At 61.1% G+C, this 21,602-nt stretch carries 22 protein-coding genes; 17 read left to right on the top strand and 5 right to left on the bottom strand.

The genetic code is table 11. The features are described from left to right. Window positions 1-31: 31 nt before the first annotated feature. The 3 genes from VOI23_RS08870 to VOI23_RS08880 all read right to left on the bottom strand — a co-directional run bounded on the left by VOI23_RS08870 (window position 32) and on the right by VOI23_RS08880 (window position 3,437). Window positions 32-859 carry an IclR family transcriptional regulator gene (locus VOI23_RS08870; RefSeq protein ID WP_323784249.1) on the bottom strand — a complete coding sequence of 276 codons (828 nt, stop codon included), beginning with the start codon at window positions 857-859 and terminating at the stop codon, window positions 32-34. A gap of 97 nt (window positions 860-956) precedes the next feature. Continuing rightward, window positions 957-2,645: a long-chain-fatty-acid--CoA ligase gene (locus VOI23_RS08875; RefSeq protein WP_323784251.1), complete on the bottom strand. Its 1,689-nt coding sequence runs from the start codon at window positions 2,643-2,645 to the stop codon at window positions 957-959. Between the two features lie 15 nt (window positions 2,646-2,660). Next, entirely contained in the window at window positions 2,661-3,437 is a 777-nt protein-coding gene (locus VOI23_RS08880) for an SDR family oxidoreductase (protein ID WP_323784253.1), read from the bottom strand. Window positions 3,438-3,653: 216 nt separating this feature from the next. Here VOI23_RS08880 and VOI23_RS08885 point away from each other — a divergent pair, with 216 nt between their 5' ends. Further along, a complete protein-coding gene (locus VOI23_RS08885) occupies window positions 3,654-4,616 on the top strand; it encodes a class 1 fructose-bisphosphatase (protein WP_323784255.1) in 963 nt (320 codons plus the stop codon). A gap of 30 nt (window positions 4,617-4,646) precedes the next feature. Beyond that, complete coding sequence (gene rpe / locus VOI23_RS08890) at window positions 4,647-5,330, top strand: ribulose-phosphate 3-epimerase (RefSeq protein WP_323784257.1); 684 nt, start codon at window positions 4,647-4,649, stop codon at window positions 5,328-5,330. Window positions 5,331-5,388: 58 nt separating this feature from the next. Here the strand turns inward: rpe and VOI23_RS08895 are convergent, their stop codons facing one another. Next, window positions 5,389-5,949, bottom strand: a complete 561-nt coding sequence (locus VOI23_RS08895; RefSeq protein WP_323784259.1) for a PAS and helix-turn-helix domain-containing protein — start codon at window positions 5,947-5,949, stop codon at window positions 5,389-5,391. 84 nt (window positions 5,950-6,033) lie between these two features. Here VOI23_RS08895 and VOI23_RS08900 point away from each other — a divergent pair, with 84 nt between their 5' ends. From VOI23_RS08900 to VOI23_RS08945, 10 genes are all read left to right on the top strand, one after another. Next, a complete protein-coding gene (locus VOI23_RS08900; RefSeq protein WP_323784261.1) occupies window positions 6,034-7,332 on the top strand; it encodes an acetylornithine deacetylase/succinyl-diaminopimelate desuccinylase family protein in 1,299 nt (432 codons plus the stop codon). A gap of 15 nt (window positions 7,333-7,347) precedes the next feature. Continuing rightward, window positions 7,348-8,832: an ABC transporter substrate-binding protein gene (locus tag VOI23_RS08905; RefSeq protein WP_323784263.1), complete on the top strand. Its 1,485-nt coding sequence runs from the start codon at window positions 7,348-7,350 to the stop codon at window positions 8,830-8,832. Between the two features lie 118 nt (window positions 8,833-8,950). Next, window positions 8,951-9,898 carry an ABC transporter permease gene (locus tag VOI23_RS08910; protein ID WP_323784264.1) on the top strand — a complete coding sequence of 316 codons (948 nt, stop codon included), beginning with the start codon at window positions 8,951-8,953 and terminating at the stop codon, window positions 9,896-9,898. After that, the gene (locus VOI23_RS08915; RefSeq protein WP_323784265.1) at window positions 9,895-10,713 is read left to right on the top strand and encodes an ABC transporter permease; all 819 of its coding nucleotides are present in this window, start codon (window positions 9,895-9,897) and stop codon (window positions 10,711-10,713) included. Before VOI23_RS08910 ends, VOI23_RS08915 begins: the two co-directional genes overlap by 4 nt. After that, window positions 10,713-12,302 (top strand): ABC transporter ATP-binding protein, encoded by a 1,590-nt coding sequence (locus VOI23_RS08920; protein ID WP_323784267.1) that lies wholly within the window; start codon window positions 10,713-10,715, stop codon window positions 12,300-12,302. Before VOI23_RS08915 ends, VOI23_RS08920 begins: the two co-directional genes overlap by 1 nt. Before the next feature lie 12 nt (window positions 12,303-12,314). Further along, on the top strand, window positions 12,315-13,769 hold the full coding sequence (locus VOI23_RS08925; protein ID WP_323784269.1) for an aldehyde dehydrogenase family protein: 1,455 nt from the start codon (window positions 12,315-12,317) through the stop codon (window positions 13,767-13,769). Then, a complete protein-coding gene (locus tag VOI23_RS08930) occupies window positions 13,762-14,211 on the top strand; it encodes a hypothetical protein (protein WP_323784271.1) in 450 nt (149 codons plus the stop codon). The genes VOI23_RS08925 and VOI23_RS08930 overlap by 8 nt, the downstream gene beginning before the upstream one ends. Continuing rightward, on the top strand, window positions 14,208-14,948 hold the full coding sequence (locus tag VOI23_RS08935; RefSeq protein ID WP_323784273.1) for an SDR family oxidoreductase: 741 nt from the start codon (window positions 14,208-14,210) through the stop codon (window positions 14,946-14,948). Before VOI23_RS08930 ends, VOI23_RS08935 begins: the two co-directional genes overlap by 4 nt. A 96-nt stretch (window positions 14,949-15,044) precedes the next feature. Further along, window positions 15,045-15,392, top strand: a complete 348-nt coding sequence (locus tag VOI23_RS08940; RefSeq protein ID WP_323784275.1) for a CidA/LrgA family protein — start codon at window positions 15,045-15,047, stop codon at window positions 15,390-15,392. After that, entirely contained in the window at window positions 15,385-16,116 is a 732-nt protein-coding gene (locus VOI23_RS08945) for an LrgB family protein (RefSeq protein WP_323784277.1), read from the top strand. The genes VOI23_RS08940 and VOI23_RS08945 overlap by 8 nt, the downstream gene beginning before the upstream one ends. A 55-nt stretch (window positions 16,117-16,171) precedes the next feature. Here the strand turns inward: VOI23_RS08945 and VOI23_RS08950 are convergent, their stop codons facing one another. After that, complete coding sequence (locus VOI23_RS08950) at window positions 16,172-16,453, bottom strand: hypothetical protein (RefSeq protein ID WP_323784279.1); 282 nt, start codon at window positions 16,451-16,453, stop codon at window positions 16,172-16,174. A 273-nt stretch (window positions 16,454-16,726) separates the two neighbouring features. Here VOI23_RS08950 and VOI23_RS08955 point away from each other — a divergent pair, with 273 nt between their 5' ends. From VOI23_RS08955 to VOI23_RS08975, 5 genes are all read left to right on the top strand, one after another. After that, the gene (locus VOI23_RS08955; protein ID WP_323784514.1) at window positions 16,727-17,845 is read left to right on the top strand and encodes a substrate-binding domain-containing protein; all 1,119 of its coding nucleotides are present in this window, start codon (window positions 16,727-16,729) and stop codon (window positions 17,843-17,845) included. A 69-nt stretch (window positions 17,846-17,914) separates the two neighbouring features. Further along, window positions 17,915-18,679 carry an ABC transporter ATP-binding protein gene (locus tag VOI23_RS08960; protein ID WP_323784281.1) on the top strand — a complete coding sequence of 255 codons (765 nt, stop codon included), beginning with the start codon at window positions 17,915-17,917 and terminating at the stop codon, window positions 18,677-18,679. Continuing rightward, a complete protein-coding gene (locus VOI23_RS08965) occupies window positions 18,672-19,397 on the top strand; it encodes an ABC transporter ATP-binding protein (RefSeq protein WP_323784283.1) in 726 nt (241 codons plus the stop codon). The genes VOI23_RS08960 and VOI23_RS08965 overlap by 8 nt, the downstream gene beginning before the upstream one ends. Before the next feature lie 73 nt (window positions 19,398-19,470). Then, window positions 19,471-20,502, top strand: a complete 1,032-nt coding sequence (locus VOI23_RS08970; protein ID WP_323784285.1) for a branched-chain amino acid ABC transporter permease — start codon at window positions 19,471-19,473, stop codon at window positions 20,500-20,502. A gap of 1 nt (window position 20,503) precedes the next feature. Beyond that, entirely contained in the window at window positions 20,504-21,574 is a 1,071-nt protein-coding gene (locus VOI23_RS08975; RefSeq protein ID WP_323784287.1) for a branched-chain amino acid ABC transporter permease, read from the top strand. Window positions 21,575-21,602 lie beyond the last annotated feature (28 nt).

Here is a 21,602-nt window from a genome sequence, read left to right on the forward strand (position 1 = left end):
TGGCTCGGAGCCGGTTCGGATATGGAGGGTTTCAGACGCCGGTGCGCGCGATCTTGTCCTTCATTTCGACCAGTTTGGGGCCAAGTTCCTGAACCAGCTTTTCGCGAGGCAGGATGTAACCGGGGCCGCCGAGGTTGAAGGCCAACATCGGCGTGTCGCCATGCATCGACCGATAGGGCACCGATACGGCGTGCACGTCCGATTGCCATTTGCCCAGACTGACATAGAAGCCCTGATCGGCGATTTGTTCCTGCGCGTTGTATATCTCGTCGCGGATTTGCGGCCATTCTTCGGGGCCGTAGCGGTCTTCGATCTGTTCCATGATCTGGGCGCGTTCGGCTTCGGTCGTGCCTGCGATATAGGCGCGGCCCATCGCCGAGCGGGCCAGTGAAATTCGTGACCCGACATTGAGCGGTAGCGAAATCATCCCCTTGGCCGCGCGGGCGCAGGCGATATAGGTCATTGCCGTATCATCGCGCCCGCCCAGTGCCACCAGAACGCCGTCGCCGCAATCATCGGCCAGCTTCTGCATGTAGGGCTGCGCGGTTTCGCGGATTTTCATACCGCCAAGACAGGCATAGCCCAGGCTGAGCACGGGCACGCCCATCGTGTAGCGACCGGTGCCTTCGTCATAGGCCAGATACCCAAGCTTCAGCAGGGTATAGCTGAGCCGGGATACGGTGGAATTGGGCAATCCGGTGCGTTCGGCAAGTTCGCGATTGCCCAGACCGTGCAAGTCCGAGGGCCGAAAGGCGCGCAGAATTTCGAGCCCGCGATGCAGGGCAGTGACGAATTGACGATCGCCGCTATATTCACTTTCGGCGGAATCTAATGCCGTTTCGCCTGTTCTTTTTCTCACGCCACGTCCCCGATCTGGCTTGTTTTCCGGGCCTTAATTCGTTTTTGGTCAATGCAGTTATGTGAACCGCATCTGACTGGTCAAGCAAGTCGGGTGCTCATCCAGTCGCTTTTTCTTCTGTCCGTTGCATTTCGCGCTCTTGATCCTGCAATTGACGCCACAACACTTTGTTGCTGCCCGATTTGGGCAGGCTGTCGACGAAAACGATTTCGCGCGGGATCTTGTAGGCGGACATTTCGCCCTTGCACCAGCCGATGATTTCCTCGGCCGTCATGGGGTCGGATTTGCTGGGTACGACATAGGCTTTGACCGTTTCGCCGCGCCGTGGATCCTTGGCGCCTATGACGCAGGCTTCGGCGATGCCGGCACATTTCAACATCAGCATTTCGACCTCGGCGGGCCAGACCTTGAAGCCGGCGGCGTTGATCATGCGCTTAACCCGATCAACCATGAAGAAATAGCCGTCTTCATCGTAATATCCCAGATCTCCGGTGCGCAGGAATGGTTTCCCGTCATGATCGACAAAAGCTTCACGCGTGGCGGTTTCGTTGCGCCAGTAGCCAAGGAAAATCTGCGGGCCGGACATGATGATTTCGCCGGTTTCATTCGGGCCCAATTCATGATCGTCGCTTACTGCCAGAACCCGGCAGTCGACATCGAAGGTCGGGAGGCCAAGGCATTGGCGTTTTGGGGCCTGCACCGGATTGATATGCGTCGCTCCGATGGTTTCGGACATACCGTAGCCTTCGATGTAATCGAGCCCGGTCATGTCCTTGAGTTTTTTCGCAATCGCTTCGGGCATCGCCGCGCCGCCGCCGCCGATGGCTTCGAGGCTGGACAGGTCGTAGCTTTCGAAATCGGGATCGTTGACGAGGTCGATGGCCATCGTCGCAATCGACCGCCAGCGGGTGATCCGGTAACGTTTGATCAGCTTGGCCGCGTTGGTACGGTTCCAGCGGGTCATGATCACCATGCTGCCGCCCGACAAAAGCGGGCCGTTCATCGACGCCTGCATGCCGGTGACATGGAAAAACGGCAGCACCGACAGGCTGATATCGGTCTCGCTCATCGGGTTCCAGATCACGCCGCCATAGGCAACGACAAGCAGGCTGCGATGCGTATGAACGCAGCCCTTGGGCTGACCGGTGGTGCCCGAGCTGTAAGGAATGACCGAAAGGTCATCCAGCGTGGCTTGCGGGTCGGCTGCCGGGGTCAGGCCGGCGGCGATCGCATCGGTCCAGCGGGTCACGCCGGGGCCCTGGATATCGGCCGGGTTCAATTGGCCCAGCGGGTCGGGCAGCGGGATATCGTCGTCGGGATCGGCGAGTTCGCCGTAATGGGTCACGATGATCGCGCTCAGCGCGTCCTCTTCGACCAGCGGGGTGGCAAATTCCATCAGTTCCTGCCCGGTCAGCATGACCGTAGCACCGGAATCGTGGGCGTAATGCTGCAATTCGGCGTGACGGCTCATCGGGTTGACCGGGATGACCACCGCGTCGGCGCGCAGGATCGCATAGAAGCCGATCACATATTGCGGCGCGTTCTGCATATAAAGCAAAACGCGGTCGCCCTTCTGCACACCGCAGCGCTGTTGCAGGTAAGCGGCCAGCTTTTCCACCTGATCCCACATTTCGGCATAGCTCAGCGTATGGCCGTGATAGGTGATCGCGGGGCCGGTTCCCCGTTTCGCAACCTGTTCGGCCACCGCCTGCACAATGGTGTGGTCTGGCAGGGTCAGATGATGGGAGACCCCTTTGGGCCAGTGAGAAAAGTGACGATCGAACATCGGGACCTCTGACGTTTAGTATTTCATTCCGGGCATGTTCAGCGACGCGGTGTTGCCGCCATCGACCGGCAATGCCTGTCCGGTGACAAAGCTGGCGTCATCGGAGGCCAGAAAGGCAATCGCGGCGGCGATTTCCTGCGGTTTTCCAAAGCGCCGCAGTTCGGCGCGCGATCCCAGCTTGTCCTCTTTGCCCTTGTCGCGGGCATAGTCGAACACCGGTTTGGTCATGCCGGTTTCGATCAGTCCGGGGCAGACCGCGTTGACGCGGATATTATATTGGCCCAGATCGCAGGCGGTGGTCTGGGTCAGGTTGATCACCCCGGCCTTGGACGCGGAATAGGCGTTGCCGCCCGCGCCCGAACGGATGCCGGCAACCGAGGCGGTGTTGACGATGGCGCCGCCGCCCTGTTCAATCATCGCGCGGGCACCGTATTTGATGAAATACATCATGCCGAACAGGTTGACCTGAAACACGCGCTGCAGCTTGTCGCTGTCCAGTTCGGTGATCGGGTGATGGGTGCAGACCATCCCGGCATTGTTGCAAATGACATCAATCCGGCCATAGCGATCCAGTACCGCCTTGACGCAGGCCTCGACCGCCTGTTCGTCGGCGACGTCGCAAACCACGGTCATGTGCGGCCCGCCGGTGTCGGGCAGCGCCTGTTGCAGCGCTTCGCCGTTGATATCGACCAGTACGACCGATGCCCCTTCTGCGGCCAGGCGTTGCGCCGTGGCTTTGCCTATGCCGCTGGACGCACCTGTCACAATGGCGGTTTTTCCCTCAAATCTCACCGGCTGTTTCCTCCCTATTGCGGGGTACAGTGACATAAAGGCCGGGGACGATCAATAGAATGCGGAAAGTCATTCCGCATGGTGGGAATTGAGGGCTGCGCTGAAGGGGCAAAAGCCGGTAACATGGTCGCAATCGGCAATTCAGGCATTCAAATTCACGCCAATGTCTGAAATAGACGTCAGAGCAAATTCCAGTTGCCCAAGGCGGATTCCATCATGACCACGCATGCAGACGTTCTTCCTCGCGATCTTATTCCCGAGGCTCTCTATCAGACAGTGAATACGCTTTGCGCGGTGTCGATCGACGTGGCCGGGGTGATCGCGCGCGGGGCGCTGGGCGGGGCGTTGGCCGAACAGGTCGGCGAAAACACCGACGGCGACAACCAGAAAGCGCTGGACGTTATGGCCGACGAAATGTTCGAAGCCGCGCTGCGCGGTGGCGATGTGCGCTGGTATGGATCAGAAGAACAGGAAGACGCGCTGCTGCTGTCGGAAAACGGCAAATACGCTTTGGCCATCGATCCGCTGGACGGGTCGTCCAATATCGATGTGAACGTGTCGATTGGCACGATTTTTTCGATTTTCGAGACCAAGGACGGCGCCGAGGAAAGTTTCCTGCGGCCTGCGCGCGAACAGATCGCGGGGGGCTATATCCTCTATGGTCCGGCGACTTGTCTGGTGGTGACATTCGGCAGCGGGACGCAGCAATATATCCTGGATCCGTCCAAAGGCGCTTTCGTGCTGGTGGAGGCCGCGATGCAGGTGCCCGAGACGTCGAAGGAATTCGCCATTAACGCGTCGAATTACCGGCATTGGACCAAGCCGGTGAGGGCCTATATCGACGATTGTCTGGAAGGCGTGAACGGTCCGCGCGGTAAGGATTTCAACATGCGCTGGGTCGGGTCCCTGGTTGCTGAAACCCACCGCATCCTGACCCGGGGCGGGATTTTCCTGTATCCCGGCGATGCCCGTCCGGGCTATGAAAATGGCCGGTTGCGGATGGTTTACGAATGTGCGCCGATTGCCTTCGTGATCGAACAGGCAGGCGGCATGGCCACCAATGGCGAAGTGCCGATTCTGGATCAGCAGGCCGAAACCTTGCATGGCCGTATCCCACTGGTTTTCGGCAGCACCGAAAAGGTGCAGCGCGTTGCTGATCACCATACATTGACCGCATAGCGGGCCACTCGCTTACAGGAGAGCAAAACGATGAGTTTTGACCGTTCCCTCAAGATCGCGCCGTCGATCCTGTCCGCCGATTTCGCCAATTTCGGCCAAGAGATCGAAGCGATCGAGGCGCAGGGCTGCGACTGGGTCCATGTCGATGTGATGGACGGGCATTTCGTGCCCAACCTGACCTTCGGTCCGCCGCTGTGCAAGGCGATCCGCAAACATATCAACACGGTGATGGACGTGCATCTGATGATCGCGCCGGTCGATCCCTATATCGACGCCTTCGCCGAGGCGGGCGCCGACGTGCTGACCGCGCATCTGGAATCCGGGCCGCATATCCATCGCACGCTGCAGGCGATCCGCGGCGCAGGCTGCAAGGCCGGTCTGGCGCTGAACCCCGGCACCGGGGTCGAGGATATCGACTACCTTCTCGACATGGTCGACCTGGTCTGCGTGATGACGGTAAATCCCGGTTTCGGCGGGCAGAAATTCATTCACAGCCAGATCGAGAAGGTGCGGAAATTGCGCGCGATGATCGGCGACCGGCCCATCCATATCGAGATCGACGGCGGCGTGACGCCCGAGACCGCGCCCTTGGTGGTGGAGGCCGGGGCCGACGTGCTGGTCGCCGGATCGGCGGTGTTCAAGGGCGGATCGGTGGACAACCCGGCACCCTACGGCGACAATATGCGGGCGATCCGGGCAGCAGTTGCAGGCTGATCTGTCTGTCGTTGCGTTGCTGACAGAAAACAGGCCCGGCTGATACCGGCTGGGCCTATCAGGACGCCGGTCCGCCTTGTCCGAACCCGGCCAGCCGGGCCAGCAGAACCGCCACGTTCTTAACCTTGAATTTGCGCAGCAGGCGGGCGCGCACGTCTTCGATTGTGCGCGGCGACAGGTTCAGCACCTGAGCGATTTCCTTGCTGGTGCGGCCACGCGCCAGCCACATCAGGACTTCGCGTTCGCGCGGAGTCAGGCTGGGCCCGGAGGGCGTGTTTTCGATCAGCGCGAAGCTGAGAACAATGCGCGCCAGCGGGTCCTTGGGGGTCAGTGTGCGGGCGCGAAACCGGCACCAGACATGGCTGCCATCTGATTTCTGCATCAGGCGTTCATCGCTGTAGGGCAGGTCCTGTTTCAGCGGTTCCAGCCCGATATCGCGGATTTGGTGGAATTCCTGGTCGGTGCCGTAGAGCAGCCGGAAGCTTTGCCCCAGAAGTTGCGATTTTTCAAAGCCGAACATCTGCGCGAAGGTGTCGTTGCACGACCGGATCACCCGGTATTCCGTCAGCGCCAATCCCATCGGCGCATTTTCAAAGGCTAGCTGATCGAGATCGTCCATGTCTCACCGTGGTCATACGGTATTGGCACCGTAACATTATCGGAGCATCATTTCACGATTGATGCAAGCCACGAGTTTCAGTCCATGACGTTGTCCGATCGACTTTGCCAAGAAATCGAAGCCCGGCGCGATGACCTGATCGCACTGACACAGGATTTGATCCGCATTCCGACGCTGAATCCGCCGGGTGAGAATTACCGGGAAATTTGCGATTTTCTGGCGCAGCGATTGCGCGGCAAAGGCTTCGCGATTGAACTGGTGCGCGCCTTCGGCACGCCCGGCGACAGCGAAAAATATCCGCGCTGGAACGTGATTGCCCGAAAGGAAGGGGCGCAGCCCGGTGACTGCGTGCATTTCAACAGCCATATCGATGTGGTTGATGTCGGGCGGGGCTGGACCACCGACCCGTTTGGCGGCGAGCTGAAGGATGGCAAGATTTATGGGCGCGGCGCCTGTGACATGAAGGGCGGTTTGGCCGCCAGTATCATCGCCGCCGAAGCGTTTACCGACATTTGCCCGGATTTTCACGGCGCGGTCGAAATCAGCGGCACGGCGGACGAGGAATCGGGTGGTTTTGGCGGGGTGGCCTATTTGGCCGAGAAGGGGTTTTTCACCCCTGAACGTGTGCAGCATGTGATCATCCCGGAGCCACTGAACAAGGACAGGATCTGTCTGGGTCATCGCGGTGTCTGGTGGGCCGAGATCGAAACCTTTGGCGAGATCGCACATGGGTCGATGCCGTTTCTGGGCGATTGCGCTGTGCGTCACATGGGGGCGGTGATGACCGAGATGGAAGACAGCCTGTTCCCCGCCCTGGCGCTCAAACGCACCGATATGCCGGTGGTGCCGGAGGGCGCCAAGCAATCGACGCTGAATATCAATTCGATCCATGGCGGACAGGCCGAGAACGAAGCCGATTTCACCGGGCTGCCCAGTCCGTGCGTGCCCGACAGTTGCCGCATGGTGATCGACCGCCGGTTCCTGATCGAGGAAAATATCGACGATGTGCAGGCCGAAGTGATGCAGGTGCTGAAAACAGTCGGGGACCGGCGCGACCAGTTTCGCTATGACATCCGTGAACTGCACCGGGTACTGCCGACGATGACCGAGAAAGACGCGCCGGTGGTGCAGGTGGTGGCGAAGGCGATTGCCGCCACGATGGGTAAAGAGGCCGATTACGTGGTCAGCCCCGGCACCTATGATCAGAAGCATATCGACCGGATCGGAAAGCTGAAGAATTGTATCGCCTATGGTCCGGGAATACTCGACCTGGCGCATAAACCGGATGAATATGTCGGGGTCGATGATATGATCGATTCCGCAAAAGTAATGGGCCGATCATTGATTGACCTGCTGGTAAAACCAGAGGCGTCGGCGGCATAAAAGGGAGAGTAAGCTATGACTTTCAAGGTTTTGAAACTGGGATTTCTGAGTGCCGCCGCGTTATCGGCCAGCATGGGCATGGCCTTGGCCAAAAGCGATATCGTGGTGGCGATGCAGCTGGAACCGCCGCATCTGGACCCCACCAGCGCCGCTGCGGGGGCGATTGATTCGGTGCTCTATTCGAATGTGTTCGAAGGGCTGACCCGGTTCGCCTCGGATGGATCGGTGATCCCCGGGCTGGCCGCCAGCTGGGACATTTCTGAAGACGGCAAGACCTATACCTTCCATTTGCACGACGGCGTGAAATTCCATGACGGCAGCACGATGGATGCGGCGGATGTCAAATTCAGCCTCGACCGGGCGCGGGCCGAGGATAGCGCCAATGCGCAAAAGGCGCTGTTCGCCGGGATCGAAAGCGTCGAGGTGGTCGATCCGGCCACTGTGAAAGTGACCCTGAGCGCCCCGAACGGCAGTTTCCTGTTCAACATGGCGTGGGGCGACGCGGTGATCGTGGCGCCCGAAAGCATTGGTGAAATCAAGACCACGCCGGTCGGCACCGGGGCGTTCAAATTCGCCGACTGGGTGCAGGGCGACAAGATCGATCTGGAAAAGAACGCCGATTACTGGGGCACGCCTGCCAAGCTGGATCAGGTCACCTTCAAGTTCATATCCGACCCGACCGCCGCCTTTGCCGCAGTGATGGCCGAGGATGTGGATGCCTTTGTCGGTTTCCCGGCACCGGAAAACCTGCCGCAATTCGAAGCCGATCCCCGGTTTCAGGTTCTGGTCGGGTCGACCGAGGGTGAAACCATCCTGTCGACCAACAACAAGATGCCGCCCTTCGACAACGTCAAGGTGCGCGAGGCGGTGGCCCATGCCATCGACCGGCAGGCCATCATCGACGGCGCGATGTTCGGCTACGGCACCCCGATCGGCACCCATTTCGCGCCGCATAATCCCGATTACGTCGATCTGACCGGGATGAGCGCCTATGATCCGGAGCTGTCGAAAAAGCTGCTGGCCGAGGCCGGGTTCCCCGACGGGTTCAAGACCACGCTGAAGCTGCCGCCGCCCTCCTATGCCCGGCGCGGTGGCGAAATCATCGCCGCCCAGCTGCGGGCGGTCGGGATCGAGACCGAGATCAGCAATCTGGAATGGGCGCAATGGCTGGAGCAGGTGTTCAAGGGCAAGGATTTTGGTCTGACCATCGTCAGCCACACCGAGCCGTTCGATATCGGCATCTATGCCCGGCCCGATTACTATTTCCAGTATGACAATGCCGATTTCCAGAAACTGATGGCCGATCTGAGCGTGACCAGCGAGCCGGCCAAGCGCAGCGAGATGCTGAAGCAGGCGCAGGAAATCATCAGCAAGGATTACGTCAACGGATATCTGTTCGAGCTGGCGTTCCCGACCGTGGCGAATGCCAAGGTCAAAGGGCTGTGGAAAGACGCGCCGACCCAGGCGACCGACCTGACGGCGGTGTATTGGGAAGACTGATCGCCTGAAAATGGGGCGTCCGGGACCTGTTGCGGGTGTCGGACGCCTTCGGCGAGAGTATTTTTGCCAAGATGAAGATGGGGCTTTGAGAGCCTTTGAAGGGTGAGCTGCCGGTCGGATGCTGCGCTATTTTCTGAAACGATTGCTGTCTTTGGCGCTGAGCCTGATCGTGGCCTCCTGGGTGATCTTTCTGGCGCTTGAAGTCGTGCCGGGGGACCCGGCGGCCTATATGCTGGGGATCAACGCGCAGGAAGACACGCTGGCGGCGTTGCGCGATCAACTGGGGCTGAACGGGTCGGTGGTCGAGCGCTATTTCGCCTGGGCGGGCGGGATGCTGCACGGCGATTTCGGGATTTCCTATACGTACCGCACCCCGGTGGCCGAGATGATCGGCGAACGGTTATGGATTTCACTGCCGTTGGCGCTTTATGCGCTGGTGCTGTCGACGCTGATCGCCTTCCCGGCGGGGATCTGGGCGGCATCGAAACGCGGATCGGCGGCGGATCTGACGGTGATGGGGGTGACGCAATTGGGCGTGGCGATCCCGAATTTCTGGTTCGCCATGCTGATGGTTCTGGTCTTTGCCATCAATCTGCGCTGGTTTTCGGCGGGCGGCTTTGTCGGTTGGGATGCAGGGGTGCCGGCGGCGTTGAAATCGCTGACCCTGCCCGCCGTGGCGCTGGCGCTGCCGCAGGCCAGCATTTTGGCGCGGGTGATGCGGTCCAGCCTGCTGGATACCCTGTCCGAAGATTACATTCGCACCGCACGGGCCAAGGGATTGAGCCGCGGTCAGGCATTGTGGCGGCACGCGCTGCGCAACGCGCTGATCCCGGTTCTGACCATCATCGGGTTGCAGTTTTCGTTCCTGCTGGCGGGCGCGATCATCATTGAAAACGTGTTTTTCCTGCCCGGGTTGGGGCGGTTGGTGTTCCAGTCGATTTCGGCCCGCGACCTGATCGTTGTGGAATCGGTGGTGATGTTGCTGGTTTTCGCGGTGATCGTGGTGAATTTCGCCGTCGACATGGCCTATGCGGTGGTCGATCCGCGGCTGCGGAGGCGGCGATGAGGGGCAATCGCAATCTGTGGCTGGGCGGATGTCTGACGCTGATCTTCGCCGGGGCGGCGCTGATCAGTTTCCTGTGGGTGCCCTATGACACCACGGTTCTGGACATCGCCAACAAGATCAAGGGGCCGAGCGGCGCACATCCGTTGGGTACCGATCATTTCGGCCGCGATATCCTGAGCATGATCATGGTCGGTGCACGGACCTCGATCGCGGTGGCGCTGGTTGCGGTGGGGATCGGCATGGGGCTGGGCGTGCCCCTGGGCCTGACGGCGGCGGCGAAAAAGGGTAGTTTTCTGGACGAGCTGATCATGCGCGGCAATGATTTGGTCTTTGCCTTTCCCAGCCTTTTGATCGCCATCATGATCACGGCCGTTTTCGGGGCTTCGGCGTTGAATGCGATCATTGCCATCGGGATTTTCAACATTCCGGTTTTCGCCCGTCTGACCCGGTCCGGTGCGCTGTCTTTGTGGACGCGGGATTATGTCATGGCGGCGCGGGTGGCGGGCAAGGGCGCGGCGCGGATTTCGGCCGAGCATATCCTGCCCAACGTGACCAACCTTCTGATCGTGCAGGGCACCATTCAGTTCAGTCTGGGCATTCTGGCCGAAGCGGGGCTGAGCTATGTCGGGCTGGGAGCGCAACCGCCGACGGCGAGCTGGGGCCGGATGCTGGCCGACAGCCAGACGATGATTTCCTTTGCGCCGCATATGGCGCTGTTTCCCGGTCTGGCGATCCTGCTGACGGTGCTGGGGCTGAACCTGATGGGCGACGGGCTGCGCGATCTGTTCGATCCGAAACTCAGGAGGGCGCGGTGATGAGCCTTTTGAGCATCGAAAATCTGTCGCTGTCGATCCATGGTGCCCCGATCCTGCGTGATGTGTCGATGCAGATTGCGCCGGGGCGGATTTTGGGGGTGATCGGGGAAAGCGGATCGGGCAAGTCGATGACCGCTTTTGCCACGATGCAGCTGCTGCCCGAAGGATCGCTGTGTCGTGGCCGGATCGTGCTGAACGGGCAGGAGGTGTTGGAGCTGAGCGAAGCCGCGCTGTGCCGGATGCGCGGGCGCGATGTCGGCATGGTGTTTCAGGAACCGATGACGGCGCTGAACCCGATCCGCAGCATCGGCGATCAGGTGGCCGAAACCATCCTGATCCATGAAAAGGTCAGCCGGAGCGAGGCGATGGAGCGTGCAGCCGAAGCGCTGCGCCGGGCCGAGTTGCCGCAGGATCGGTTCCCGCTGAGCCGCTATCCGTTCGAATTGTCCGGCGGCCAGCGGCAACGGGTGGTGATCGCGATGGCGATCGCATTGCGGCCCAAGCTGTTGATCGCGGATGAACCGACCACCGCGCTGGACGTGACAACGCAGGCGCAGATCCTCGACCTGCTGAAGCGGCTGGTGGCCGAGGACGGCATGGGGTTGATGCTGATCAGTCACGATCTGGCGGTGGTGGCCGATCTGGCCGACGATATCGCCATCATGCGCAAGGGCGAGGTGGTGGAAAGCGGCCCGGCGGATACCCTGTTTCGCACCATGCAGCACCCCTATTCCAAGGCGTTGCTGGCGGCATCGGCCCATGCGCCCGACCGCGATGGCGCGCCGCAGGATGTGCCGTTGTTGCAGGTACAGGACGTGGTGCGGGATTACACCGTTCACATGCGTGGCTGGTGGGGAAAAACCACCACGTTTCACGCGGTCAAGGGCGTCAGTTTCGACATTCGCAAGGGGGAAAGCCTTGGATTGGTGGGGGAGTCGGGGTGCGGGAAATCCACCCTGACCCGTGCCATTCTGGGGCTGGAAGAGGTGCAGGGCGGTTCGATCCTGCTGGATGGGCAGCCGGTATTCACCGGCCATCATGCCAACCGGGACATACGCAGGCGTATGCAGGTGGTGTTTCAGGACCCCTATGGCAGTTTCAACCCGCGCTGGAAGGTCGGGCGGCTGATCGCAGAACCTTATCATCTGCTGGATCATCCCCCGACAGGGCAGCAGAAAGCCCACGCCATCGCCGAGGCGTTGGAAAGCGTTGGGCTGAATGCCGGGGATCAACATAAGTACATTCATGAATTCAGCGGCGGACAGCGACAGCGTATTGCCATCGCGCGGGCGCTGATCATCAAGCCCGAGCTGATCATTCTGGACGAAGCGGTATCGGCGCTGGACGTGTCGGTGCGGGCGCAGGTTCTGGACCTGCTGGCCGATCTGGGCGACCGGTTCGGCCTGACTTATCTGTTCATCAGTCATGACCTGAGCGTGGTGCGCAACGTCACCGACCGGGTGTTGGTGATGAAGGCGGGCGAGATTGTGGAACAGGGCGCAACCAAAGCAGTGTTCGACGATCCGCAGCATGACTACACCAAGCAATTGATCAAAGCGGCGCCGGTTTTACCCGCCGAAGTCGTCTGAGGGAGACAGACCATGACCCAAGCGCTGAACCTGTGGTTCGATCCATCGAAATGCCTGATCGGGGGCCATTGGGTGGCCCCGATGGGGGGCGAGACCCTGCCGTTGGAAAACCCGTCGACCGGGGAACAGATCGGCGAGATTGCGCGCGGCGGAGCGGCGGATATCGACGCCGCTGTTGCGGCGGCGGAAATGGCGCGGTCCGGGGACTGGGGCCGGATGAGCGCGGTGGAACGCGGCCGGGTGTTGTTCCGACTGGGCCAGCTGGTTCTGGAAAAGGTCGATGATCTGGCGCGAATCGAGGCGCTGGATGTCGGCAAGCCGCTGAAACAGGCGCGGTCCGATGCGGTGGCTTTGGCGCGGTATCTGGAATTCTATGGCGGGGCGGCGGACAAGCTGCATGGGGCAACCATTCCCTATCTCGATGGTTATACCGTTTACACGCTGCGCGAACCGCATGGGGTCACGGGCCATATCGTGCCGTGGAATTACCCGATGCAGATCATCGGACGGTCGGTTGGCGCGGCGTTGGCGACCGGCAATGCCTGTGTGTTGAAGCCGGCCGAGGATGCCTGCCTCACGGCACTGGCCTTTGCCGATCTGGCCAAGGCGGCGGGGCTGCCCGACGGGGCGCTGAACGTGGTGCCGGGGCTAGGGACCGAGGCGGGCGCGGCGCTGAGCGCGCATCCGGGCATACATCATATCAGCTTTACCGGGTCGGTCGGCACCGGGGTGCAGGTGCAGATGGCGGCGGCCCCCAACGTGGTGCCGGTGACGCTGGAACTGGGCGGCAAGTCACCGCAATTGGTGTTTGGCGATGCCGATCTGGACGCGGCGCTGCCGTTTCTGGTCAATGCGGGGATTCAGAATGCCGGGCAGACCTGTTCGGCGTCGTCGCGGATTCTGGCGCATCGGTCGGTCTATGATCAGGTGGTGCAACGGATGGCCGCCCGCTATGGCGCGTTGCGGGTTGGGCCGGCGATGGCCGATCTGGATGTCGGGCCGCTGATTTCGGGCAAGCAGAAGGGGATCGTGGGTGGTTTCCTGAGCCAAGGCGCCGATCTGGAAACTGCGGCACAGGGCGTTTTGCACGATGCGCCTGAAGGCGGTCATTACATTCAGCCGACCTTGTTCGCGGGGGTGACACCCGATCACGCGCTGGCGCGGGACGAAATTTTCGGTCCGGTGCAGGTGGTGATCCCGTTTGATGACGAGGCCGAGGCGGTGGCGATTGCCAATGGCACCGATTACGGGCTGGTGGCCAGCGTGTGGACCCGCGACGGGGCCCGGCAGATGCGGATGGCCAAGGCGATCCGCACCGGGCAGGTGTTCATCAACAATTACGGTGCCGGTGGTGGTGTCGAACTGCCGTTTGGCGGCATGGGAAAATCGGGTCATGGCCGCGAAAAGGGATTTGAGGCGCTCTATGGATTTACGACGCTGAAAACCGTTGCGGCGTTCCATGGCTGACCCACGATTGACGGATCTGGCGGGCCGGGTGCGCCGGTTTCTGGAACCGCGCTGGGCGGAATGGCATCTGCACGAGGGCAGTCCGGCGCTGCGGACGCCAAGCCAGGGCACCTGTGGCCGGTCCAGCCTGTTCCTGTGCAAGGTGTTGCAGTTGAATGGCATCGCGGCCGAGTTCGCCGCCGGGGACCCGACCGAAGGGCCTAAGGGGTTTCACACGGCGCAGGGCTGGAAAGGACATGCCTGGGTGGAAAGCGGCGAGTTGATCCTGGATTTGACGGCGGATCAGTTCGGTCTGCCATCGGTGGTGATCGCCGCGCAGGGAGATCCGCGCTACGCGCGCGGCACCGACACGTCGGAACCGGAATTTATCGCCAGACGTCAGCGTATGGTGCGCGAGTTGATGGATGAATGGATGGCGCAGAACGAGGAGAAAGCGACATGAGATTGCAAGGGAAAACCGCCATCGTGACCGGTGGCGCATCGGGATTTGGCGCCGGAATCGTGCGCAAATTCGCCGCCGAAGGCGCGCGGGTGATGGTGGCCGATCTGAACATTGATCTGGCCCGCGAAGTGGCGGAGGAATGCGGCGGTGTCGCCTGCCAAGTGGATGTGTCGAAGGATGACAGCGTGGCCGCTATGGCTGCAATGGCGGTGACGGAACTGGGGACGGTGGACATATTGGTCAACAATGCCGGGATCACCCATTTGCCGACCCCGATGGAGGATGTCAGCGAGGACGACTTCGACCGGGTTTTCGCGGTGAATTGCAAATCCGTTTACCTGACTGCCAAACATCTGGTTCCGGCGATGAAGGCGGCGGGAAAAGGGGCCGTGCTGAACATCGCCTCGACCGCCGGGTTGAGCCCGCGGCCAAATCTGAACTGGTATAACGCGTCGAAGGGCTGGATGATCACCGCGACCAAGACGATGGCGGTGGAACTGGCCCCTTCGGCTGTGCGGGTCAACGCGCTGTGCCCGGTGGCGGGGGAAACGCCGCTGCTGTCCAGTTTCATGGGTGAAGACACGCCCGAGATGCGGGCGAAATTCCTGTCCACCATTCCGCTGGGTCGGTTTTCCACCCCCGAGGACATGGGCAATGCCGCCTGTTTCCTGTGTTCGGACGAGGCCGGAATGGTGACCGGCGTGGCGATGGAGGTCGATGGCGGCCGCTGTATCTGACGGTGGCACCCGACCGGGCAATCCGGTTTTCTGCGCAGGGTTGCGCAGCTGGCTTTCCGGTGCGACGCTTTCAAAGCGCCACACCGGAGGGATGAGATGCTCGGCTATTTGACGTTGATACTTGTGTGCCAGTTGGCGGGGGAGCTTGTCGCGGGTGCCCTGGCCCTGCCGGTTCCGGGGCCGGTTCTGGGCATGGTGTTGCTGTTTGTTATTCTGGTCCTTCTGGGCGAGGTGCCCGAGAGCCTGAACCAGACGGCGACCGGGTTGCTGCAATCCATGTCGTTATTGTTCGTTCCGGCCGGTACCGGCGTGATCGTGCATTTCGACCTGCTGGGCGAGGCGTTGTTGCCGCTGGGGGCCGCCCTGATCGCCAGCACATTGGCGACGATCGTGGTGACGGCGCGGTTGATGCAATGGCTGGGCAAGGGCCGTGCCGATGGGTAGTTTGCAGGAAACCTGGGTCTATCTCAGCGCATCGCCGCTGTTTCATCTGACCATGACATTGGTCGCATTTCAGATTGCCAATTGGGTGTTCGAAAAGGCGGGGCGCAATCCGCTGTTGAACCCGGTGCTAGGCGCGGTTCTGTTGTTGGTGGCCCTGCTTGTGGTCACGGACACCGATTATGGCACCTATTTCGAGGGGGCGCAGTTCGTGCACTTCCTGCTGGGGCCTGCAACGGTGGCTTTGGCGGTGCCGCTGTACAGGCAATGGACCCATGTGCGCCGGTCCGCGCTGGCGATCACGGTCAGCCTTCTATGCGGGTCGCTGACCGCGATCCTGACCGCCATCGCCGTGGCCTGGCTGCTGGGGGGATCGGCGCAGGTGCTGGCTTCGGTCGCGCCGAAATCCGTCACCGCCCCGGTTGCGATGGCGATTGCCGAGGAACTGGGCGGCGTGCCGTCCCTGACGGCCGTTTTGGTGATCGTGACCGGCATATTCGGCGCCATGTTCGGCCCTGCGGTGCTGAGCCTGATCGGGGTTACCGACCTGCGCGCGCGCGGGCTGGCGATTGGCACGGCCAGTCACGGTATCGGGACCGCGCGGGCGCTTCAGGAAAACGAAACAGCCGGGGCGTTTTCCGGGCTGGCGATGGGGTTGAACGCGCTGGCGACGGCGTTGTTGCTGCCGATCCTGTGGGGTGTTTTGGCGAAGTATCTGACGTTCTGATGCGGTTTTCCCGCGCTTTGGCTCTTGCCGACTGATGGCGGTGAAACCCAAGGGCCTAGCGGGTCAACCGTTCCGGTGACGTGGAAAACCCGGACAGTTCCTGCTGTGCCCGCTCGACCTCGGCTTCAGACACGCCGCGCAAGGTGACTTTGCCATCTGTGGCCATGCGATGGCGCAAGCGGTCCCAGCCAAGCCGATCCGGATCATCCGAGGAAAAGGCACGGGCGTGGATTACGGCTCCGGGCGTGTCGCGCAAGGCTTCAACCTGTTGATCCTGCGCTTTTTGCAATTCACGAATTTCGGCGGTTCCAAAGAATGGATCGATGATCTCCATCATTTACTGTCCTCCCTTTGACCAAATCTATCATGAAAACATGGGTCTGTCCGCGCATGGCACTGCGACGGAGGTCTGTCGTCCGGTGGTCTGACCGGAGAGGGAAAGATGCCGTCGCTACGGGGTTTTGTGTACGTGTTCCCTCGGATTGACAGTAAACGAACCCGGACCCTAGCATCAGCGCGACCGACACGTTTGTCTGTTCAGGGAGGAACCATCGTGAAAACCGCATTTTTGACCGGGCTTGTCTCGGCTATTGCCTTGGCGTCTGGTGCCATGGCCGATATTAAAATCGCCCATGTATATGGCAAAACAGGCCCCTATGAGGCCTATGCCAAACAAAGCCATGACGGGCTGATGCTGGGGCTGGAATATGCCACCGGCGGCAGCATGGAAATCAACGGCGAAAAAATCGTCGTGATCGAAAAAGACACCCAGCTGAAGCCGGAAAACGGCAAGGCGCTGCTGGAAGAAGCCTATGGCGATGACGAAGTCGATCTGGCCGTCGGACCGGTCAGTTCCGGCGTGGCGCTGGCGATGCTGCCAGTGGCCGAAGAATATGAAAAAGTCCTGATCGTCGAACCGGCGGTGGCGGATTCGATCACCGGAGCAAACTGGAACCGCTATATTTTCCGCACCGGGCGCAATTCGTCCCAGGACGCCGTGGCCAACGCCATTGCGCTGGGTGGTGAAAATGTGAAGATCGCCACGCTGGCACAGGATTACGCCTTTGGCCGCGACGGTATCGCCGCGTTCAAGGAAGCGCTGGAAGGCACCGGCACCGAGATCGTGAGCGAAGAATACGTGCCCACGGACACCACCGATTTCACCGCCGCTGCAGAGCGCATTTTCAACGCTATGAAAGATGTCGAGGGCGACAAGAAACTGTTCGTGATCTGGGCCGGTGGCGGCAACCCGATGGGCAAGATCCAGGCGATGGACCCGTCGCGGTTCGGCATCGAGATCGCAACCGGGGGCAACATTCTGGCCGCTCTGGCTGCTTACAAGCAGTTCCCGGGCATGGAAGGGGCAACCTATTATTACTACGAAAACCCCAAGAACGAGATCAACGACTGGCTGGTGAAAACCCATGAAGAGCGTTTCGGCACCCCGCCGGATTTCTTTACCGCGGGCGGCATGTCGGCTGGGATCGCCGTGGTCGAGGCGATCAAGGCGGCCGGTAGCACCGATAGCGAAGATCTGATTTCCGCGATGGAAGGCATGGAATGGGACACGCCCAAGGGCAAGATGAAGTTCCGCCCCGAGGATCATCAGGCGCTGCAGTCGATGTATCACTTCAAGATCAAGGTCGAGGACGGCGTCGATTGGGCCATTCCCGAGCTGGTGCGTGAGCTGACGATCGACGATCTGCCGATCCCGGTCCGCAACAAATAAGCGGGTTCTCCCGTCCGTGGGGCGGCCCTTGGGCTGCCCTGCGGAAATCTAATCCCAGGATATCAGACCATGAGCAGGGTTATTCTGCAAACCCACGACCTGACTGTCCGGTTCGGTGGTCATGTTGCGGTCGATCACGTCAGCTGCGGGTTCAAGACCGGCGAACTGACCGCGATCGTCGGGCCCAACGGGGCCGGTAAAACCACTTATTTTAACCTGATTTCGGGCCAGATACCGTCCAGCGCGGGCCAGGTCGATCTGAATGGGCGCGACATCACCCGCCTGTCAGTGTCGCAACGATGCGATCTGGGAATCGGGCGCGCGTTCCAGCTGACCAACCTGTTTCCCGATCTCAGCGTGCTGGAAAATGTCCGGCTGGTGATCCAGGCCAAGGCGAAGATGGGGTTCAATCTGTTTTCCATGGCCGACAGTCATGCCGAAATCACCGACCGGGCGGTTGCGGTTCTGGACAAGGTCAAGCTGTTCGACCTGAAGGACGACCCGGTTTCGGTGCTGAGCCACGGCAATCAGCGCAAACTGGAAGTGGCGATGCTGATCGCGCTGGAGCCGCTGGTTTACATGTTCGACGAACCCACCGCCGGGATGAGCGTGGATGAGGCACCGGTGGTGCTGGACCTGATTGCCGAACTGAAGGCGGAGAAGGATCGCACCATCCTGTTGGTGGAACACAAGATGGACGTGATCCGTACGCTGGCCGACCGGATCATCGTTTTGCACAACGGGGCGCTGGCCGCCGATGGCGATCCGGTCGAGGTGATGGCCAGCGACGTGGTGCAGGAAGCCTATATGGGCAAGGAGCTGGGCAATGTCTGATCCGATCCTGACGCTGGAAGGCGTTTATACCGATATCGCCCAGTACCACATTTTGCAGGGTGTCGATTTCGAGGTGCCGCGCGGTGAGGTGACGATGCTGCTGGGCCGCAACGGGGTGGGCAAGACCACCACGTTGCGCACGATCATGGGCCATTGGCGCGCCAAGGCGGGCAAGGTGATATTCGACGGGCACGACATCGCGGCCCTGCCGACCCCGGCTATCGCCCGGATGGGGGTTGGATTTGTACCCGAGAACATGGGAATTTTCAGCGATCTGACGGTCGAGGAAAACATGGTTCTGGCGGCAGTGTCCGGACCGATTGATCAGGAACGGCTGGATTGGATCTTTGCCGCTTTCCCGCCATTGAAGACGTTCTGGAAAAGCCATGCCGGCAACCTGTCGGGCGGCCAGAAACAGATGTTGTCAATCGCCCGCGCGATGGTCGAGGAACGCAAGCTGTACCTGATCGACGAGCCGACCAAGGGGTTGGCCCCGGCGATCATTTCGACCATGGCCCGCGCCCTGCGCGAGCTCAAGCAGCAGGGCGCGTCGATCCTGTTGGTGGAACAGAATTTCAGCGTCGCCAAGGCGCTGGGCGATCACTGCGTGGTGATGGATGACGGCCGGGTGGTTTGGAACGGGGCGATGGCGGAGCTGAGCGCCAGCGCCGAGTTGCAGGAGCGGCTGATGGGGCTGAGCATGGAGGCACATCAATGATGACGTGGTGCGTGGGGCCGGGGCGGGATGCCACCGGCGGGAGTATTTCCCGAACAATGAAAAGGGCAGGGATATGAGCGCGGCCCCCGAACATGCGCCGACGATGGCGCGGGCGAGTCTGGCCGAGCGGATTGCGCCATGGCTGCCGATGCTGCTGGTGCCGCTGGTGATGCTGACCGGGCTGGTGCTGATTCCATCCGGGTCGAGCTGGCTGACGCTGACGGTAAGCGGGTTGGCGATGGGGATGATGATTTTCATCATGGCGTCTGGGATGACATTGGTGTTCGGATTGATGGACGTGATCAATTTCGGACATGGCGTGTTCATTTCGGTCGGCGCCTTTGTCGGGGTCAGTGTGTTGCTGATGCTGGCCGGGATGACCGCCGCGCCGAGCCTCATTTTGAACCTGCTGGCGCTGCTGCTGGCGATCATCGTGGCGGCGCTGGCCACAGGGGCGCTGGGCTGGGCGTTCGAGCGGGTGATCGTGAAACCGGTTTACGGGGCCCATCTGAAGCAGATTCTGGTCACCATGGGCGGGTTGATCGTGGTCGAACAGCTGATCATCGTGCTGTGGGGACCCGAAGAGATCTATATCCTGCGGCCCGAGGCGTTGAAGGGCGCGATTACCTTTGCCGGGGCGGCCTTGGAAAAATACCGGCTGGTCGCGGTGGTGGTCGGTCTGGCGCTGTTCCTGGCGATGCGCTTCGTGCTGCGGCGGACCAAGATCGGCCTGATCGTGCGTGCGGGCGTTGAAAACGGCGAAATGGTCGAGGCGCTGGGATACCGGCTGCGGCTGGTGTTCATCGGCGTCTTCGTGGCGGGGTCGGCGCTGGCCGGTCTGGGCGGGGTGATGTGGGGGCTCTATCAGGAAGTGATCACCGCCCATATGGGCCAGCAGATGATGATCCTGATTTTCATCGTGGTGATCATCGGCGGGCTGGGCAGTGTCGAGGGCTGTTTCATCGGGGCGCTGCTGGTCGGGCTGTTGCAGAACTATGTCGCCTTCCTTGAACCCAAGGCAGCGCTGATTTCCAATATCGGCCTGATGGTGGCGATCCTGATGTGGCGCCCGCAGGGCATGATCCCGGTTGTGAAGGCGAAATAAGATGCTCAACAAACTTCTTTCCGGCGATATGCCGCGCAGCCGAGTGTTGACTGTGATACTGGCGGCGATCCTGATTTGCCTGGCCTTTGCGCCATTCCTGTTTCCCGGGGTGCGGTCGGTCGACACCGCAGCGCGGATATGTGTCTTTATCCTGCTGGTGGCGTCGTATGACCTGATGCTGGGCTATGGCGGCATCGTCAGTTTTGCCCATACGATGTTTTTCGGCATGGGGGCCTATGGTGTCGCCCTGGCCTGTACCCATATGGAGCGCGGGTTCGGCGCATTGATCGTGGGCGCGGGGGGCGGCGCGATACTGGCCGCGCTGATCGCGTTCCTGATCGGGCTGTTCAGCCTGCGGGTGCGGGCGATTTTCTTCGCCATGATCACGCTGGCGGTGGCGTCCGCTGTGGCGGTTCTGGTGAGCCAGCTATCCGGGCTGACCGGGGGCGAGGACGGGCTGACCTACAAGATCCCGCGCGAATTGACCCCGGCGTTCCGGTTCGGCAAGGACATGTTTGGCGGCGAGCTGTTCGGGGTGAAGACCAATGGCCGGTTGCTGGCCTATTATGTGGTGTTTACCGGCGCGCTGGTATTGTTCCTGCTGTTGCTGCGGATCGTGAATTCGCCCTTTGGCAGGGTGTTGCAGGCGATCCGGGAAAACGATTTCCGGGCCGAGGCGGTGGGTTATCGCGTGGTCAGCTACCGCACGGCGGCGACCTGCATTTCGGCCGCTGTAGCGGCGTTGGCAGGGGCGCTTTATGCGATCTGGCTGCGCTATGTCGGGCCGGATACGGCGCTGAGCTTCGAAATCATGGTCGATATCCTGTTGATGGTGGTGATCGGCGGCATGGGCACGATGTATGGCGCGGTGATCGGGGCAACCCTGTTCGTGGTGGCGCAAAATTACCTGCAAGAGCTGATGGGCGCGGCATCAAGCGCGGTCGAGGGCGTGCCGATCCTGCCGGACCTGTTGAGCGCGGATCGCTGGCTGTTATGGCTGGGCATCCTGTTCATCCTGAGCGTCTATTTCTTCCCCACCGGGGTGGTTGGACGGCTGCGGGATGGCAAGTAGCGGTATGTCCACACGGTTTGGGCATCGG

The organism is Thalassovita sp. (assembly GCF_034670005.1).
GTDB lineage: Bacteria > Pseudomonadota > Alphaproteobacteria > Rhodobacterales > Rhodobacteraceae > Thalassobius.

What these genes read in the sequence shown, in the direction of transcription:
- VOI23_RS08945 (WP_323784277.1), top strand. Translation starts at nt 15,385, where the DNA reads ATGGGTAGTTTGCAGGAAACCTGGGTCTATCTCAGCGCATCGCCGCTG.
- VOI23_RS08895 (WP_323784259.1), bottom strand. Translation starts at nt 5,949, where the DNA reads ATGGACGATCTCGATCAGCTAGCCTTTGAAAATGCGCCGATGGGATTG.
- VOI23_RS08940 (WP_323784275.1), top strand. Translation starts at nt 15,045, where the DNA reads ATGCTCGGCTATTTGACGTTGATACTTGTGTGCCAGTTGGCGGGGGAG.
- VOI23_RS08900 (WP_323784261.1), top strand. Translation starts at nt 6,034, where the DNA reads ATGACGTTGTCCGATCGACTTTGCCAAGAAATCGAAGCCCGGCGCGAT.
- VOI23_RS08875 (WP_323784251.1), bottom strand. Translation starts at nt 2,645, where the DNA reads ATGTTCGATCGTCACTTTTCTCACTGGCCCAAAGGGGTCTCCCATCAT.
- VOI23_RS08935 (WP_323784273.1), top strand. Translation starts at nt 14,208, where the DNA reads ATGAGATTGCAAGGGAAAACCGCCATCGTGACCGGTGGCGCATCGGGA.
- VOI23_RS08970 (WP_323784285.1), top strand. Translation starts at nt 19,471, where the DNA reads ATGAGCGCGGCCCCCGAACATGCGCCGACGATGGCGCGGGCGAGTCTG.
- VOI23_RS08915 (WP_323784265.1), top strand. Translation starts at nt 9,895, where the DNA reads ATGAGGGGCAATCGCAATCTGTGGCTGGGCGGATGTCTGACGCTGATC.
- VOI23_RS08885 (WP_323784255.1), top strand. Translation starts at nt 3,654, where the DNA reads ATGACCACGCATGCAGACGTTCTTCCTCGCGATCTTATTCCCGAGGCT.
- VOI23_RS08910 (WP_323784264.1), top strand. Translation starts at nt 8,951, where the DNA reads ATGCTGCGCTATTTTCTGAAACGATTGCTGTCTTTGGCGCTGAGCCTG.
- rpe (WP_323784257.1), top strand. Translation starts at nt 4,647, where the DNA reads ATGAGTTTTGACCGTTCCCTCAAGATCGCGCCGTCGATCCTGTCCGCC.
- VOI23_RS08920 (WP_323784267.1), top strand. Translation starts at nt 10,713, where the DNA reads ATGAGCCTTTTGAGCATCGAAAATCTGTCGCTGTCGATCCATGGTGCC.
- VOI23_RS08955 (WP_323784514.1), top strand. Translation starts at nt 16,727, where the DNA reads ATGGCCGATATTAAAATCGCCCATGTATATGGCAAAACAGGCCCCTAT.
- VOI23_RS08930 (WP_323784271.1), top strand. Translation starts at nt 13,762, where the DNA reads ATGGCTGACCCACGATTGACGGATCTGGCGGGCCGGGTGCGCCGGTTT.
- VOI23_RS08965 (WP_323784283.1), top strand. Translation starts at nt 18,672, where the DNA reads ATGTCTGATCCGATCCTGACGCTGGAAGGCGTTTATACCGATATCGCC.
- VOI23_RS08960 (WP_323784281.1), top strand. Translation starts at nt 17,915, where the DNA reads ATGAGCAGGGTTATTCTGCAAACCCACGACCTGACTGTCCGGTTCGGT.
- VOI23_RS08925 (WP_323784269.1), top strand. Translation starts at nt 12,315, where the DNA reads ATGACCCAAGCGCTGAACCTGTGGTTCGATCCATCGAAATGCCTGATC.
- VOI23_RS08905 (WP_323784263.1), top strand. Translation starts at nt 7,348, where the DNA reads ATGACTTTCAAGGTTTTGAAACTGGGATTTCTGAGTGCCGCCGCGTTA.
- VOI23_RS08975 (WP_323784287.1), top strand. Translation starts at nt 20,504, where the DNA reads ATGCTCAACAAACTTCTTTCCGGCGATATGCCGCGCAGCCGAGTGTTG.
- VOI23_RS08950 (WP_323784279.1), bottom strand. Translation starts at nt 16,453, where the DNA reads ATGATGGAGATCATCGATCCATTCTTTGGAACCGCCGAAATTCGTGAA.